This is a genomic window from Vibrio tarriae, from assembly GCF_002216685.1.
GTDB classification, from domain to species: Bacteria; Pseudomonadota; Gammaproteobacteria; order Enterobacterales; family Vibrionaceae; genus Vibrio; species Vibrio tarriae.
In genome coordinates this window covers 2,426,977-2,443,564 of record NZ_CP022353.1, presented here as the reverse complement: position 1 = coordinate 2,443,564, position 16,588 = coordinate 2,426,977, and the positions used below count along the sequence as shown (strand labels likewise).

The 16,588-nt window shown below is 47.1% G+C and carries 15 protein-coding genes; 8 read left to right on the top strand and 7 right to left on the bottom strand.

The features are described from left to right. Positions 1–270: 270 nt before the first annotated feature. From CEQ48_RS16930 to CEQ48_RS16900, 7 genes are all read right to left on the bottom strand, one after another. Positions 271–732, bottom strand: coding sequence for a hypothetical protein (locus CEQ48_RS16930; RefSeq protein WP_089072038.1), 462 nt, complete (start codon positions 730–732; stop codon positions 271–273). A gap of 128 nt (positions 733–860) precedes the next feature. After that, positions 861–2,390: an IS66 family transposase gene (gene tnpC / locus CEQ48_RS16925; protein WP_089072037.1), complete on the bottom strand. Its 1,530-nt coding sequence runs from the start codon at positions 2,388–2,390 to the stop codon at positions 861–863. Positions 2,391–2,449: 59 nt separating this feature from the next. Beyond that, positions 2,450–2,803 (bottom strand): IS66 family insertion sequence element accessory protein TnpB, encoded by a 354-nt coding sequence (gene tnpB / locus CEQ48_RS16920; RefSeq protein WP_089072036.1) that lies wholly within the window; start codon positions 2,801–2,803, stop codon positions 2,450–2,452. Then, positions 2,800–3,120, bottom strand: a complete 321-nt coding sequence (gene tnpA / locus CEQ48_RS16915; RefSeq protein WP_089072035.1) for an IS66 family insertion sequence element accessory protein TnpA — start codon at positions 3,118–3,120, stop codon at positions 2,800–2,802. Before tnpA ends, tnpB begins: the two co-directional genes overlap by 4 nt. A 64-nt stretch (positions 3,121–3,184) precedes the next feature. After that, complete coding sequence (locus CEQ48_RS16910) at positions 3,185–3,790, bottom strand: hypothetical protein (RefSeq protein ID WP_089072034.1); 606 nt, start codon at positions 3,788–3,790, stop codon at positions 3,185–3,187. 30 nt (positions 3,791–3,820) lie between these two features. After that, positions 3,821–5,320 (bottom strand): hypothetical protein, encoded by a 1,500-nt coding sequence (locus CEQ48_RS16905; protein ID WP_089072033.1) that lies wholly within the window; start codon positions 5,318–5,320, stop codon positions 3,821–3,823. Between the two features lie 510 nt (positions 5,321–5,830). Further along, positions 5,831–6,091: a hypothetical protein gene (locus CEQ48_RS16900; protein WP_089072032.1), complete on the bottom strand. Its 261-nt coding sequence runs from the start codon at positions 6,089–6,091 to the stop codon at positions 5,831–5,833. A 719-nt stretch (positions 6,092–6,810) separates the two neighbouring features. On the opposite strand from CEQ48_RS16900, the gene csrD reads away from it, so the two are divergent. Genes csrD through mshE form a run of 8 tightly spaced genes read left to right on the top strand, consistent with a single transcriptional unit; the run spans position 6,811 to position 16,587 of the window. After that, positions 6,811–8,769 (top strand): RNase E specificity factor CsrD, encoded by a 1,959-nt coding sequence (gene csrD / locus CEQ48_RS16890; protein ID WP_232477904.1) that lies wholly within the window; start codon positions 6,811–6,813, stop codon positions 8,767–8,769. A gap of 12 nt (positions 8,770–8,781) precedes the next feature. After that, positions 8,782–10,221, top strand: coding sequence for a PilN domain-containing protein (locus tag CEQ48_RS16885; RefSeq protein ID WP_089072029.1), 1,440 nt, complete (start codon positions 8,782–8,784; stop codon positions 10,219–10,221). Next, complete coding sequence (locus tag CEQ48_RS16880; RefSeq protein WP_089072028.1) at positions 10,218–10,868, top strand: type IV pilus inner membrane component PilO; 651 nt, start codon at positions 10,218–10,220, stop codon at positions 10,866–10,868. The genes CEQ48_RS16885 and CEQ48_RS16880 overlap by 4 nt, the downstream gene beginning before the upstream one ends. Then, positions 10,861–11,178 carry an MSHA biogenesis protein MshK gene (locus CEQ48_RS16875; RefSeq protein WP_089072027.1) on the top strand — a complete coding sequence of 106 codons (318 nt, stop codon included), beginning with the start codon at positions 10,861–10,863 and terminating at the stop codon, positions 11,176–11,178. Before CEQ48_RS16880 ends, CEQ48_RS16875 begins: the two co-directional genes overlap by 8 nt. A 14-nt stretch (positions 11,179–11,192) precedes the next feature. Then, on the top strand, positions 11,193–12,872 hold the full coding sequence (gene mshL, locus CEQ48_RS16870) for a pilus (MSHA type) biogenesis protein MshL (RefSeq protein ID WP_089072026.1): 1,680 nt from the start codon (positions 11,193–11,195) through the stop codon (positions 12,870–12,872). 4 nt (positions 12,873–12,876) lie between these two features. Then, a complete protein-coding gene (locus CEQ48_RS16865) occupies positions 12,877–13,722 on the top strand; it encodes an ExeA family protein (protein WP_089072025.1) in 846 nt (281 codons plus the stop codon). Then, positions 13,719–14,870, top strand: coding sequence for a tetratricopeptide repeat protein (locus CEQ48_RS16860; RefSeq protein ID WP_198301185.1), 1,152 nt, complete (start codon positions 13,719–13,721; stop codon positions 14,868–14,870). Before CEQ48_RS16865 ends, CEQ48_RS16860 begins: the two co-directional genes overlap by 4 nt. After that, positions 14,860–16,587: an MSHA fimbrial ATPase MshE gene (gene mshE / locus CEQ48_RS16855; RefSeq protein ID WP_089072023.1), complete on the top strand. Its 1,728-nt coding sequence runs from the start codon at positions 14,860–14,862 to the stop codon at positions 16,585–16,587. Before CEQ48_RS16860 ends, mshE begins: the two co-directional genes overlap by 11 nt. Position 16,588: the final 1 nt, after the last annotated feature.

The window sequence follows — 16,588 nt, the reverse complement described above, 5'->3', positions numbered from 1 at the left end:
ATGAAGACCATCAATGCAGTGAAGGCGATAGCCTGAGTTTCCCCCTATTTTCTTATACTAAGTGCTTGTAAACCGTGGATGATATTCCACTTGAATGGCGTTGTTTCATAAATTTAGTGAACCAGTTGGCTATAGACGCAAACTGCACCCCAACATTGAACGGGGTACAGTTGATGGGCTAGACCAAGCGCGACATTGGCAGTGGTAAAAAGAGAAATCAGCGATGTCGCGAGGATACAAATCTGAGCGAGTATAAGTATAGAGTTCACTTCATACTGAATCCTGTGCCACGCTATCCGTCTCCTTGTGCGCAAGGTAAAATTTATCAGACAAAACCAAGATTGTTTTACTTCGTTCTTCCTCTGTATCTGGCAATGTCGTGACCCGTGTTTTCAGGTTCTCAATGCTTTCCAGTATATTAAGAATTTCTGTTATCGCACTATGAAGATGCTCATCCTGATATACGCTAGAATTGTGTTCCACACGTTCCCTTACTGCTAGGGCATCTGATGAGAACTCATTGAAAAAGACAGATAAGCGCCCTGCCTCAGGGTTACCTCGATATTTGAAATATCTATTATCCTGATAATTGGGATAGAGCTGATAGCACATATCCCGGAAACCTGGATGTTCTTGCCCGAAATGTTTTTGCAGATCGTCCACGGCAAGTTTTTTCAGTAACCCAACTAGCTTGTCTTTTACTCCTTCTAGATTAACCAAATAATCAGGCATATTACGATTCCGATGGATCAAACTCAGGATGTTTAGACTATTGAGCATCTCCAGGAATGCTAGGGTATAAACCTCTGTGGTTGAACATTTAAAACGTATCCGCCCCATGCTCCCACAGTGTGATACTACTAATGTTTGAAGTTCCAAGGCAGGAGTGCATCGATATCAGGTTCAGCTTTCGCTAACTCCTGCATGCACTTGACCATGTAGTTGTAAAGGATAAGGCCGTTGGCTTTCGCGGTCTCGACGATACTGTAAAGCATCGCACTCGCTTCAGCTCCATTGGGATTGGTCGAGAAGAGCCAGTTTTTTCTCCCAATAACCAGCGGTTTTATTGCGCGTTCAGCACGGTTATTGTCTATCGATAAGTGACCGTCATCGATATAACGAATGAGCTTTGGCCATTGACCAAGCGTGTATTTTATCGCTTTACCCAGCGGGCTAGACTCAAGCACTTTCTGAGTGGTCATCCATTCGTAAAGCTCATCCAGTATCGGTTTGGCGTCTGTTTGACGCTCTGCTCTTCGTTTTTCAGCAGACTCACCTTTTAAACGTGATTCTATCCCATAAAGCTTCTGGATTTTGGCTAGCGCTTTATCCGCTTTGCCTGACTTGCCTTTGCCTTGAAGCTTTTTCGCGTCCATGAACTTGCGCCGAGCATGCGCGAAGCAACCGACATTGGTGACTCGATGAAGCCCATCATAAGCACCATAGCCATCGGTTTGCAGATAACTATCATAGTTGCCCAAGAAGGCAACAGGACACGACCTCGCGCGACTGTTTTGGTAGTCATACAAGACGATGTTTTTCACATTAGGGAGTGCGGCATCTGGCGAGTCCGCGCCAGAGCAGTAGAGCCACATGTAGCATTGCTTGTCTTCCTTGAGCACATTGAGCGGCGTTTCATCCGCCTGAACCACCACTTGTTCAAGCAGGTGTTCTTTCAGCGCGCCGTAAAGTGGAGCGAACTTCTCACTGACTTGGATAATCCACCTTGCCATGGTGGTGCGTGATAGTTCGATACCCGACTGGGTAAACAGCGATTCTTGGCGATACAGTGGCATTGCGTATTGATATTTGCCGAGGATGATATTGGCCAGCAAGCTTTCTGTCGCGAAGCTCTTTGGGATAATGCCTTGTGGCGCTGGCTTTTGAACGATGCGGCTTTTGTCTTCTGTTTGCTCGCACTGACGACAAGCATATTTAGGACGAACATATTCCAGCACTTTGAGCACCGCTGGCGTGAACTCAAGTTTTTCACTGCGGTCTTCACCAATTTTATGCAGACTATGTTGGCAGCAAGCGCACTGCTTTTCATGGTCGTCTAAATCAAGTTCGATAACCTCACGAGGCAAGGTCTTTGGCAGTGGCTTACGTTTACTACGTTTCTTCGTTGTGGTGGTGGTCGTGACCTCAACCTCTTCTTCTTTAGCAGCTTCACATTCCGCTTCGTTGAAGAGGTCACCTTGCGCGTCATCGTAAGGCTTTAACGCCTCCGAGCGTTTAGCGAACTGGCGGTCGAAGGCCAGTTTGAGCTGTTCAAGTAGCGACTGGCGCTCTTGTTTCAATTGGATTTCTGACGCCAACAGTGCTTTCACCATCGCTTGTAGCTCGGCAACATCTTGGCTTTCTGGGTTGATATTTAGCGTCTTTTTCATGGCATTGATTATACTAAAATCATGCCGTTAACGCTTGGTGGATAAGACTTTATTATCGCTTAAGTCATTGTAAAATCGTTTATCTCAATGGGTTTGTGGCCGATAATCGTGAAGCCAGAAAGCAGTCTATCAAGCTCGAATTGAGTTAGGGTAAACACGTCGTTTTGCTCTTTTGAAGGCCACTTGTACTTGGCTTTTTCGAGGCGTTTATACCAGAGAGCGAAGCCTGTTTTATCCCAGTACAACACTTTAATTTTGTCGTGCTGTTTGTTGGTGAACAGGAACAGTGCGCCACTTCCTAACGGTAAGTCGGTGTCACTTTCAATCATGGCAGCGAGACCGTTGATGGACTTTCTGAAATCGACGCTTTCACGATAGAGATAGATTTCGGGAGCACTGAGCATGCGTTTCATGACAGCGCACCGATAAGTTCTGCAAGATAGGTCGCTGGCGTGCCTTGTGGGATGCTCAGTTCCACATCGTTGACAAGCAGTGTCATGTTGTCCACTGCAATCTGAGTGGCTTGATACCTCGTGGTTTTTTCAACGACTTCTGCTTTAATGAAGTCAACCGTGTTCGGTTTTTCGATGTGCTTTAACTGTTGTCGCTTAGCGTAAAAAGTGGAGAGGCTCAGTCCGTTACGTTCACAGAATAATCGTTGTGATAACTGGCTGGATTCATAGTGTTCGAACAGGGTGCGCCATTCTTGGTGAGTGCGTCGTTTGGCCATTTCAAATCTCCTTTGGGTTGGAGGTTGATCTTATTACTCGGGCTGGACGATTAGAATGCGGGTTTTATGACGCGCTTACTTTAAAACAAGGGTATACAACAATATCATTGGAGTATCGGTAGCGTTTATCCGTAGTCTCCCGTTTAGATTCACCATAGGTTAAGTGCTGGCTGCTATTGTGCGTGTTCTGGAGCTGCATGCTATCAACATATTCATCCATAAACTGGTCCAATTTTTGAGCAAGCAAAGCTACTGTTTTACTGCCATCGAATAACAGTCGCTCTGCGCGCGCATGATCATGCTGCTCAAGATCAGCGACCTCGGAGAAAAAAAAGTTAACTTCTGCATTGAGTCTGTCCATCTCATTTTTTATCAATTGCTCCAGTTTGCGCTCAATGCGAGATAATTTCTCACTTTGCTCACGAAAACCTGCACGTATATCTCGATTGATGACCGACAAGGTCACCAAGAACTCATTCTGGAATTGCAGTATCAGCGCTGATGAATACTTGAGCTCATCTTTCACCATTAGTATGTTTAGTGGCGTGGTAAATTTCCCTCGCGAATCACGTAATTGCACTCCATCAATTTTCAGTGAACCATTCTCAATTTGCTTTTTTATTGTATCGGTCAGTATTGCCCTGATACTCACTTCCTCAAAATTGGCCATGCGTAAGCTCCTCATCTTCGGTATGACTGCTTAGTTAATAAAATAGGTCCTTTTACCTGGCAGATAACCAAGCTGGTGCATAAACTTGTCGGCGATTTCCGGTAACGCTTGGTAGGTCTTCATGCCACCGAACTGCAGGTATTCAATAAGTCTGGTATCGACCTGCAGTTCCCACTCCGCTATGGACAACATTTTCTGGAAACCATAATCGACCTGTTTTGATAACAAAGCTTCTACCGCCATGTGATAACGCATGTCCCAGTAAAGCAATAATGCTTCAGGATAACGCCGCAGTTTAGGGTAGCTGCCTTCTGGATGAGTTCTAGAAAATCGCTCTGCGTCTTTCAAAACAGAAGTTACAGATTGCTGAACATTTCCCGTTCCAGTGACTGACGAGGGAATATGCACACCTAACTTTTCGTCATGCAGGATCAGTGCTTTGATTATCTGCTTGTTTATCGCTGGCAAAGGTTCTGTTATGTCGAGGGCATACTGGCGAACTATTAATTCAACAAACTCAGCCTGTTTTTCCAGTGACGGTTTAATACGGCACACCTCTTTACCTGTTAGGAAAGAGAGGACATCCTTATCTGAGAATGAAGGCAGTACAGCACCACGCAGGGTTCTCAATCGCAGAGGGTTTTTATAAACAGCTTGCATCACCAGATGATTTGATTTCTTGCGTTCTGAATATTCCTTCATTGCTATTGATGCGTACAACAGGAAATCTAGGCGATCGGGGTCGACAACAGAATCTACTGTAGATTTTTTCAGAACCTCATTCAGAGCTGCATCGATATTATGGCGGGAGTATCTGCAGGGCTGATATTGTTCACCCTCAATTTCACTTTTGACATAGACTGCCATCTCTTCACCTGTGAGTGCTAGATCGGTCAAAATACGCCAAGCTTGTTCCTTATACATTTTCGGCATTGAAAAGGTTAAATGGCTCAGGATTTCCGCCAGTACCGCAGAGTTTTCCTCACTTTGCTCATTCTGCTGAGGGAATGCTGATCTGAATTCAAAATTGGCTTTGTCTGTGTTTTTTACTTTAAGTAGACGAAAGAGCTGCGGGCGGTAAATTCGGCAAATACGATAGAAAAGCGTCACCACCTTAAACGCTAGATTACGGTCTTTACGAAGGAAAACCTTAAATGGAATACCTGTCAGTATAGAGATGTTCTTTTTTATCTGTTTCACTAGATCGGCGGTATCTGCGCCACCATAAGTTTGTTCAAGGTAGAAGTGAAACGCGTTCTCGCCGGTATTAGGAATGGGGTGCGGGCTACCGATCTCATATCCGCAGCCGTATATCGATAATTTTTGTTCATCGGATAGATAACAATGGTAGATGTATTCCTGCGGTTGCAATGTGACGCCGCCGCCTATGATGCGCCCCCCCAGAACGCTGCGCTGCAAAAGAGAGTCTTTATCTAGCAATAGGGATTTCAAACCATCTTCATCAAAAGGGAGTCCTTGTTGTTCAAGGATGTATTTAGTTTGTAGTTCCGTGAAAACCGGCGAAGCCATAAGTCATTCCTTATTGATTTTTTGTTTTGGATAGTGACCAGCTTAGCCTGATTAGTTTAAGCAAATAAGGGGAGATTTTTATAAAATTTTCGCACAGTGTGCCTGTAACTATTCTGGAGAGCATATTTCAGACTAACTTGCAATGGACACACGGCTAAGTGAGCAAATTCTTAACTCGCGCTTGAGGTGATTTTAACTCATGGCAATAACCAGCACCCCATTGTTTAATATACAGAGGTATTAATAATATCTGCTCTTAGCACAACAGCTTTTAGGTTAATGGTAAGTTCAGGAACATTACAACGTATGGTAAGAAGCCATTGCAGTTGGGGTGTAAATTAAATACCATTGTTGAAGTGATAAGCTAATGTTGCCCCTCGGAATGCCGGTGCGCTTACTTGTTAATAACCCTTCAGTGGACTAGATATCCTTGTTTAGGGTTGGAAGCCAAGCCAGCTTATTTTTGTGACATCATTCAAGTATTAACTTTCACATGTGAAAGTTCGAGGGTCACAGCTTAAAACCTTGATGAGAGCCGTCCGGCAAGTCAACATGAAGGCGAAGTCTTCCTCCCGCTGATACAACAAGCTGCTTCAGTCTCTGCAAGCTATCGAGTGTGCAGTTATCAATGTGGCAGCCTGCATCAGCCCCGATACGTTCTAGTAACTCGATTAAATGGATATGGATTAGCTGTTTTGAAGCTGTTTCCTGAGCAGAATCAACGAGATTTTGAGGTTGCTCTGCAATAATATCTTCCAGTGTTCTGCCCATCTTTTGCTCCTTTGGGGTTGAGCCGCAAAACTTTCACATGTGAAAGTTTTTCTTAGAACCTTATGTTTGGATAGTTTAACCCACTCACAAGTGAATCATCATACTTCTCATCCTATCCTTTGCTTAGGAAAACTTGTCTTTTGCACCTTAAAAGGGCAGTTACAGAGTTTTATCCTTTTGGGGCCCTGTCATACTCTTTGCTCACTGTCAGCGCTCGCTGGCTATAGCGGTAGCTGGCCCTAAACAGCAATACCTTACCCTCGGGAGGTTATCTCCCAAGGTACTCCTCCATAATCACAGGAGATAAGCATGGCCAACTGGGTATTCTAAGACCCAGTTGGCGTTTTGTTGATTAGGTGCTGTCGCCGAAAGTGTCAAGATGCTATCTTTACGCTCAGCGGCGAACACTCCATAGTTCTTGCTCAAATCGTTGACAATATTTGAGTTTAACTTAACAAAATTGGCTTTTTTTACAATAAAAGGCAATACTTTTAATAGCTTGAATGGTTTTTGGCATAACTTTATGTGAACTGCCATTTTAGTACTGTTATTGACGAAAAATGCCGCGGATTCCGCGGCTTTTTTATATAGTTATCTCAATTGTTTAATGTAAACTTCTCGCCTCTGAATGATAGGTAGCGGCGCACATAAGGAACGTGGCACAAATGAGGTATACACCGACATTAAAACTGAGCACTCGGTTAGTGGCGTTCGTCACTATGACGGTGATCAGTGCCATGTTTATCCTGTTCCTCGGTGGCACCTTATCTTTTCAGCGTTTGGGGCAGGAATATCTCAACCACTATCTACAAGGGATAGTTGAAGTTGTCGATAAGGAGATGGAAGATCCAGACGCCGCTTACTCTATGCAGCGTTGGATGCCCAAAATGCTCCAAGCGAGTGGCATCATTGAAATGCAGCTTACTTCCGAAGCGGGTCCCGTCTACCGTTTTAAAGACACCACCAACACTATTGAAGCTTCACGTTTGCATCAAGTCGCTTTACCGCTCAAGCGTAACCCCGGTTATGTGATGCATTTTAAAGCGGTGCCTCCCTACCTCAATTACAACTATTCACTGCAAGCCATGTGGTCAACCACCTTAGCGGTGCTATTGATCGTATTTTTCTTGATCCGTGGTCTGAAATGGTTGAAAGAGCAACTACTAGGATCGGAGTTATTGGAAGAGCGAGGACGGATGATTCTTGCTGGACGAGTGGAGCAACATGCCAAGGGGGATCCGCGAGAGTGGCCTTTCACTGCAAGTGAAGCCTTAGATCGCTTGATTGAAGAGTTGCAAGATGCACGTCAAGAACGTAGCCGTTTTGATACCTTTATTCGTAGCCAAACCTTCCTTGATCAACTGACCGGGACGGCGAATCGGGTGTTGTATGACAGTAAGTTGGAATCGGCGTTACTGGAGAGTGGCGCTCACGGCGGCGTCATGATGCTACGTGTTGATGACTTAGAATCGGCGCGAGAAGATAGCCCTAAACGCGCGGTCGATGAGTTTATCATTGAGGTGGGTGAGTGTTTATCCAACATAGTACAGCGTTATCCGGATGCCATACTTTCTCGCTACTATGAGGATGTGTTTGCGCTGTTTATTCCTCATCAAGGTAGTAAAGATATTGCTCAAGTGGCGACACAGGCGATCAAGTTGATTGAGCGAATCAATCCCCCCGAGCCCCTGCTAGAAGACAATTGGTTCCACATTGGTGTCACCATGTATCAAGAAGGAGAGCGGCGTGGACGGATTATTGATGAGATGGAAACCGCGCTCAAAAGTGCTCAACTGCAAGGGGTGAATGCGTGGAGCCGTTTTCAAAAACCTAAACAGTTACAAGAGGATCGCGGTAGCGTTCGGTGGCGTACATTGTTTGAACAGGTTCTTTGCCCTGAAGAGATCTTGCTCTATCGCCAAGCCTGTTATCGTATTTCTACCAATGGAGAGCGGGAGTTCCTACATTATGAGTTATTTGCGCGTATTCAGGATCCGCAACAAGGCATTCTCAAGGCGTCGCGTTTTAGCTCAGCTTTAGAAACGGTCGGCTATGAAGCCATGTTGGATCGTGCCGTATTCAGCTCTGTCGTGAGTTTTTTGAAGCGCTCTGAACTGGTTGAACCACTCTCGGTAAACTTGCACGTTGTTCCATTTAACGATAAACGGTATGCTCGCTGGATTCGCAACGAATTGATGCAGATGCCTTTTTCTCTTAGAACGGCGCTCTCTTTTGAGTTTTCAGAAGCGCATTTGGTCAACCATTTAGACTATATGCGCCCCATCATTCGCATGTTGGCGGGGCTGGGTTGCAAGATAGTGGTGGGACAAGCGGGACGAACAATTGTCAGCACGCACTATATCAAAGACTTAAAAGTCAACTATCTTAAACTTCATCGGAGTTTGATAAAGAAAATTGACCAACGCCATGAAAATCAGCTGTTCGTTCGCAGTTTGGTAGGTGTATGTGGCGGTACCCAAGCAGAAGTGGTTGCGGTTGGGGTTGAAACTACTCAAGAGTGGCAAACCTTACAGATGCTAGGTGTCCGTGGTGTGCAAGGGCGCTTGTTTGATGAGGAGCAGCAGATGTTGCCTCCTTTGCCACCAGAGCCATTGAAACGACCTCAGCGCCTCTCTGTAAAGCCCATTGGCAAGCGTAATCGATGGCGAACCAAATAGCAGTGGTAGAGAATGAAGAAACCGAGTTGGATAGAAAAACTGATTGCCCCTAAGGTTGCCTCGCAACAGTTGTATGTTGTTGTGCAGCCAGAGAATTTGTACTTCACATCCGATGATTTGCCGCCAATTCATCCACAGCCGCTACAGCAACAAAGTTGGCAAGCTGTATTGGTGCAAACACTGCAAAAGCACGCCATCCATGATGTACAAATCCACCTTGTACTGCATTCACAGCTTTATCAAACCTATCAAATTGAACAGCCAAGCATTCCGCGTGAAGAGTGGTCTGCGGCGTTACCTTACCTACTCAAAGACATGTTGAGTGAGAAAGTGACGGATGTGGTGGCGGATGCTCACCCTCTTCCCGGCAGTGGTAAAGTACAAGCCTATGTGATCAGCAAGCGTACTATTCTTGAGTTGCAAAGCATGGCGGTGTCGGCGGGATTAACGCTAGGACGAGTGATCCCCGAGCAAGCGATTTGGGGACTGGTGGGCGGAGAATTGAGCCACTTCCTGTTGCTGCATCGCAGCATGGGGGGCAGTTTTAAGCTGGATGCTTTCGTTGATCGTCAGTGCAGTTTTCAACGCACCTTACGTGGGATCACCGCACCTGTCACCGATAACGCAGCCAGTGCCCTTCAGTTAGATAGCTTGGCGTTAGAGCTACAGCGCTCGATTGATTACTTATCCGCCCAGTTAAAGGGCGGCTCTTTGCAGCAGCTAAAAGTGTGTTGTGATGGTGAAGATCAACAGGCTTTGATCACCGGACTCAATGAGCGCTTAAGTGTGCGAGCCTCAGGGCTTGATGGTGAAGCGACCCTCTGTGGTGAACAACTGGCACGTTATGCGCGCAATATCCCGCAAGAAACCATCAATTTCTATCAAGATCACCTCAAGCCGAAGCGCGAAAAGTTTACCTTAACCAATCTCTTGTTAGCGTGGTTGGCCTTGAGCGTTGTGCTATTGCTCGGGTACGCAGGGGTTGGGTACCAAAACTGGGTTATCCAACAGCAGTGGCAAGAGCAGCAGCAACATAATCAATCGTTAACAGAACAAGCGGCTAACTTACGTCAGCAGGTGGCGGTTCATCTTCCTTCGCCAGCTAAACAGGTAGCGATTGGGCGCATAAAGCAAGAGATCTCTAGCAAACAGCAAGCATTAGACGCGATTGGGCAGTTTGATGTAGCTCAGCAAACGGGCTATTCCGGCGTATTGAACTCTTTAGCTCAACTGGCTCGTAGTGATATCTCTTTAAGCAGTATTACCTTGGATTCCTCACAATTAAATGTGCAGGGACTCGCTCGTGATCCTGCCGCGATTCCGAACTGGATCAGTCAATTTAAACAAGAACTGCATCTGATGGGCAGAAGCTTTGAGCAACTGAAAATTGGCCGTAATGATCAAGATATGATCACCTTTGAACTCAATACTCAGCGAGGAGAGCCAAAATGAAATCCGCTTGGCAAAACTTCGAAAGTCGCTTCTCCGCACTGTCGCAACGAGAGAAGGTGTTAATTACGCTGTGCGGTAGCGTGCTTATTGTGATGGTGCTGTTGATTGGGCTGATTGAGCCAGCCTTAAAACAGGGCCAAGCACGTCAATTGCAAATGCAAACCCTGACGTCAAGTAACTTGCAACTTCAAGGCGAAATCATGGCTCTCCAAGCGCAGTTGGCGAAAAATCCAGACCAAGAGTTGGATGTGGAGCTGAGCCAACTGACGTTGCAAAGTCAGGAGATTTCCGAGCTGCTGGCGACCAAAATGACCTCGATGGTTGCTCCGTCAGAGATGCCGAATTTGCTTGAAAGCGTATTAAAACAAGGGCAACAGCTGAAGTTGGTCTCCTTGGAGTCCTTACCCGCAGAGCCGATTGTGCGCGCAACGGAATCGAGAGCGGAGTCTGAATACTACATTCACCCTGTGCGTATGGAGTTAACGGGCTCCTATTTTGCTATCCGAGATTATCTGCAAGCCTTGGAAGCTTTGCCTGTGAAATATTATTGGCGTCACTTTCATTATCGAGTGGAAAGCTACCCACAGGCTCGGGTGATCCTAGAAGTCTATACTTTAGGCAGTCGAGAGGAGTTTATCGGTGGTTAGATATGGTGTGCTCTTGGCGTTAATTGCCGTCACCTACAGTTATGCAGGTGAAGATCCGACAGCGCCTTTAGGTTGGGTAAGCCCCGCTAAACCCGAATTGCAAAAGCCGAGTTATCCGGTGCCGACTCTGCAAAGCATTGTTTGTGCAGAAGGTCGAAGCTGCTATGCGATCATTGAACAAAGAGTCGTAGCACAAGGGGATGTGGTGAATGGGTATCGTGTGGCAACGATCCATCCCGATCAGGTGACACTCACCCGAGCAGGTAAAGAGTGGCGATTGGCACTGTTTACGCTCGATATAAAACAATAAGGTAACAGAGTCTTATGCGTAAAATCGTACTCGCTTCAGTGGTGACTTCTTTGGTGGGATGTTCAATGGGACACCGTGATCCTGTTGAAGCTAAACAAGCCCTGAACCAAGCTATTAACGAGACGAACAGTCGTCAGATTGACCAATTACCGCCTTCGGTAGAGGCTGATTTGATGCCTGATATGGATACTCTTACTACCACTGAGCCGAAAACTTTGCAGCGTTTTCGAATCCAAGCTGAGGATGTCGAAGCGAAGGCCTTTTTTACCAGTTTAGTACAGGGAACCGAGTACAGTGCGGCGATCCACCCAGCCGTTACTGGGCGAATTACTCTCAACTTGACTGACGTTACCCTAGATGAAGCCTTGGGCGTGGTGCGTGATATGTACGGTTTTGAGGTGGTAAAAGAAGGTAAAGTGATCCAAGTCTATCCGGCAGGATTGCGTACGGTCACGATTCCGGTTGATTATCTGCAATTTAAACGCACAGGTCGCTCGTTAACGTCGATTACGACGGGCACCATCACCAATACGGATACCAATAACTCAAATTCCAGTAGTAGCTCCTCGTTCAGCAATAGCAGTAATAGCTCTTCTGATGGTTCTTCGAGCAATTCTAATTCCAAAAGAAGCGATGCTCGTGGTGGAACGGAAATTGAAACCACGAACGAGAGTGATTTTTGGCCTTTGTTAGAAAAAGCGGTGGCTCAGTTGCTTGGCAGCAGTGGTGGTCAAACGGTGATAGTCAACCCGCAGGCGGGGGTGTTAACTCTACGCGCTTATCCCGATGAGATTCGTCAGGTGAACGAGTTCTTGGGGATCTCGCAACAACGTATGCATCGACAAGTGATCCTCGAAGCTAAGATCCTTGAAGTGACCCTCAGTGATGGTTACCAACAGGGGATTAATTGGAGCAAAGCCTTCTCCTCCAATGGTGCCAATTACAAACTGGGTACTGGAACCATGACTCAAGACAGTAATGGTAACCCAATCACTTCAGTGTTACCTGGTTTGGATGTGATAGGCAGCCTATTGGGCGGTCAATCCAATGTGGTGATTTCCAGTGGCAGCTTTGATGCGGTGATAAGTTTTATGGCGACACAAGGTGATTTAAATGTTCTGTCGAGCCCACGAGTAACGGCCTCCAACAACCAGAAAGCGGTGATCAAAGTCGGGACGGACGAATACTATGTGACTGATTTATCCAGCGTTGTTGGAACCGGAGATAACGCACAAGCGTCACCAGATATTACACTTACGCCTTTCTTCTCAGGGATTTCGTTGGATGTCACGCCGCAAATTGACGATCAAGGCAACGTGTTGTTGCATGTGCATCCTGCGGTGATTGAAGTCGAGCAGCAAACCAAGAAAATTTTATACCGAAGTGAAGAGATTGAGTTGCCATTGGCGAAAAGTTCAATTCGAGAGTCGGATTCGGTTATTCGGGCGAAAGACGGCGACGTAGTCGTGATCGGTGGCTTGATGAAGTCCAACACCGTTGATCAGGTGTCAAAAGTACCATTTTTAGGCGATGTTCCCGCTTTAGGGCATTTGTTCCGTAACACCAGTAAGCTGACACGGAAAACCGAACTGGTTATCTTGCTCAAGCCGACGGTCGTTGGTGTGAACACTTGGCAAAAAGAACTGGAGCGATCGCGCAGCTTGCTACAGGAATGGTTCCCGGACAGTCAGTAAGCGTATGTATTTATCGCACTTTGGCCTTGAACAGTTACCTTTTCATTTGACTCCGGATACCGAATTGTTTCTGGGGCTCGCTCCGCATTTTGAGGCCATTCAAACCTTAAGTGCGGCGATTGAGATGGGGGAAGGTGTCAGCAAGCTCACCGGGGAGGTCGGTACTGGGAAAACCATGGTATGTCGCATGTTGTTGACGCACTTAGGCGATGATGTGGCACTGGTTTATCTGCCCAACCCTATGCTGAGCGGCGAAGAATTAAGGCAGGCGGTCGCAGCAGAATTACAGTTGGATGTAGCATCGCCCGTGCGAGTGGTCGAGCAGATCCAAACACGACTGATTGAGCTTCACCAACAAGGTAAACGCGTGGTTGCTTTGGTCGATGAAGCGCAGGCGTTGTCTGATGAAGCGCTAGAAACTTTGCGCTTATTTGGCAACTTAGAAACGGAACAAACCAAGCTGCTGCAGATTGTTTTAATTGGGCAACCTGAACTCGATGTTCGACTCGCGCAGCATCATTTGCGTCAGTTTCGGCAGCGGATCACCTTTAATGCCACTTTGCGCCCGTTAACTCAAGCTGAAACCGAGGTGTACATTGAGAGCCGTTTACAGAAAGCCCAAGCGCCGTATCCGCTGTTCAATGCGACCCTGAAAAAAGCCGTCTGGCGTGCATCACAAGGGATCCCGCGTTTGATCAATCAAATTTGTCATAAGGCGCTGTTACTCGCTTGGCATGAGCAGAGCCCGTTGGTCAATCAACATCATCTTTTTGCAGCGATTTATGACACCTATGACAGCTGCAAACCAAGATTTAAAACCCCAATTTTGTGGGGATGGAGCAAACCATGAGTGTGGTGAATGAAGCATTAGCAAAGAGTGCGCAGCGAAGTCACTCACGCCTTTCGAATATTGAGCGGATTGATGTTGCAAAGCCGAAAGCTCGTCCAGCGTGGTTATGGGTGATGCTAGGCTTTGGCGTGAGTCTTGCCGTTGGTGGTTGGTCTATCTCATTGCAATCGGTGGATGCTATTCCGTCGTCAGCGGAGATTGTGCAGCCAGCAGTGCCGTCACCGACCCAAAAGACCACGCAGCAAAACATCGCCTTATATCAAGCACCGGTTAACAGCGAAGCTTTGGCTAAAAATGAAACTTTGGTCCAAAAAGAAGGGTTGCCCAAGAACGAAACTGCTGTCAAAAACGCAGTATTCGCTAAGGTAGAAAGCTCACCCACCTCACTCAAGCAAACGGCGACTCGTCAGCGAGAGCAAACCGCGCTAGGGTCTGAGCAAAACGCAGAGCCGGTTCTGAATCTTGCCGATAATTCAGAGCCGAGCTTTTTCGAAGAAGAGGTCTCAAGTTTACCGAGCTCATCGCCGGTGATGATCGTAGAGCAAGTCTCATTAACACCGGAACAGTTAGCGCAAAAAGCCTTACAGCGTGCGCAAAAAGCGATGGAAAGTAACGAGTTACAGACGGCAGTCTCCGCCTACACGGAAGCGCTGCGTTATACCCCGCATGATGAAATGGCCAGGCAAAAACTGGCGGCACTCTATTATGGCAAAGGCGATGGGCGCAAAGCGTTTGATCTGATGCAAGCCGGGATTGAGCGTAATCCGGACGGTGAAGTACTGCGTTTGGCTCTGGCTAAGTTACTGGTCAAAGAAAAGCAAGACGCTGCGGCTTTGGTACCTTTGGCTTATCTTCCTTCGCAGCCCTCGATCGAGTATCTGTCACTGCGCGCTGCTCTCGCGCAGAAAACCAAACAAGATGAGATCGCGCGAGAAAGTTATCAACAACTGACGGAAAAAGATCCCAATAATGGGCGTTGGTGGCTGGGGTTGGCGATTCAACAAGAACGCGCTCTGCAATGGCCGGCGGCGCAGCACGCCTATCAACAGGCTCTCAATAAAGTCGGATTATCCAGCCAATCACAAGCTTTTATTCATCAGCGCTTGCAATTACTGGCCAGTTTAGAGGAGACACAAGGTGCCAATTAATAAACTGCGTAAACGGCTTGGTGACTTGCTGGTTGAAGAGGGGATTGTGAGTGAAGCGCAGCTTGAACAAGCGCTGAATACCCAGAAAAAGACCGGACGTCGCTTAGGGGATACCTTAATTTCGCTTGGTTTTTTAAGCGAAACCCAGTTGCTGAACTTTTTGGCGCAACAACTCAGTTTGCCAGTGATCGATCTGAGTCGAGCCCATGTCGATATTGATGCGGTTCCTTTGCTGCCCGAAGTCCATGCTCGCCGTTTGCGTGCGCTAGTGATAGGCCGCAGTGGTGATACGCTGCGTATTGCCATGAGTGATCCAGCTGATCTGTTTGCTCAAGAAGCCTTGCTGAACCAGTTGCCTGAATACGTCTTTGAGTTTGTCATCGCCCCTGAAAAGCAGTTGGTGGATGGCTTTGATCGTTACTATCGCCGCACCAAAGAGATTGTCTCGTTTGCCGAGCAATTGCATGCTGAACACAAAACCAATGATAGTTTTGATTTTGAGATCACTGATTCAGATAGCGAAGAAGTCACGGTTGTTAAGCTTATCAACTCGTTGTTTGAAGATGCGATTCAAGTGGGAGCCTCGGATATTCATATCGAGCCGGATGCCAACGTACTGCGTTTGCGGCAACGGATCGATGGGGTATTGCATGAAACCTTGCTCCATGAAGTGAATATCGCCTCTGCCTTGGTACTGCGCTTAAAATTGATGGCGAATCTGGACATTTCCGAGAAACGCCTTCCGCAAGATGGCCGCTTTAACATCCGTGTAAAAGGACAATCCGTCGATATCCGGATGTCAACCATGCCTATCCAGCATGGTGAATCAGTGGTGATGCGTCTGCTTAACCAATCTGCTGGAATTCGAAAGCTCGAAGAGTCCGGTATTCCGCCTCATTTATTGCTGCGTTTGCGCCATCAGTTGAAACGCCCCCATGGCATGATTCTGGTGACTGGACCTACCGGCTCAGGGAAAACCACCACCTTGTATGGCGCACTCAACGAGCTCAATACGTCAGGTAAAAAAATCATTACTGCGGAAGATCCGGTGGAATATCGAATTTCCAGGGTTAATCAGGTGCAAGTGAACCCGAAAATCAATCTCGATTTCTCGACGTTACTGCGCACCTTCTTGCGCCAAGACCCAGATATTATTCTGGTCGGTGAGATGCGGGACCAAGAGACAGTCGAAATTGGGCTGCGCGCAGCTTTAACCGGCCACTTAGTGTTAAGTACTCTGCACACCAATGATGCCGTCGATAGTGCGCTGCGTTTGATTGATATGGGCGCGCCCGGTTATCTGGTCGCAAGTGCGGTACGAGCGGTGGTTGCGCAGCGTCTGGTACGCAAAGTCTGTCCGGATTGTAGTGGGCATGATGAGGTGGATGAGGCACGTCGCCAATGGCTTGCAACTCGTTTTCCTAATCAAATTGCCGCCAAATTCTCCCGCGGACGCGGTTGCCAAAACTGTAACTTAACCGGTTATCGCGGCCGGATTGGTGTGTTTGAAATGCTTGAACTGGATCAGCCGATGATGGACTGCTTGCGGGCCAATGATGCCGTGGCCTTCTCTAAAGCCGCACGCAGTAATGCAGAGTACAAACCGCTACTGGCTTCGGCGATGGAGTTGGCGCTGCAAGGTATCGTCAGTCTTGATGAAGTGATGTCGCTGGGTGAAGGTGATTCCTCTGGTTTGGCTGACCCCATTTATCTGTAGG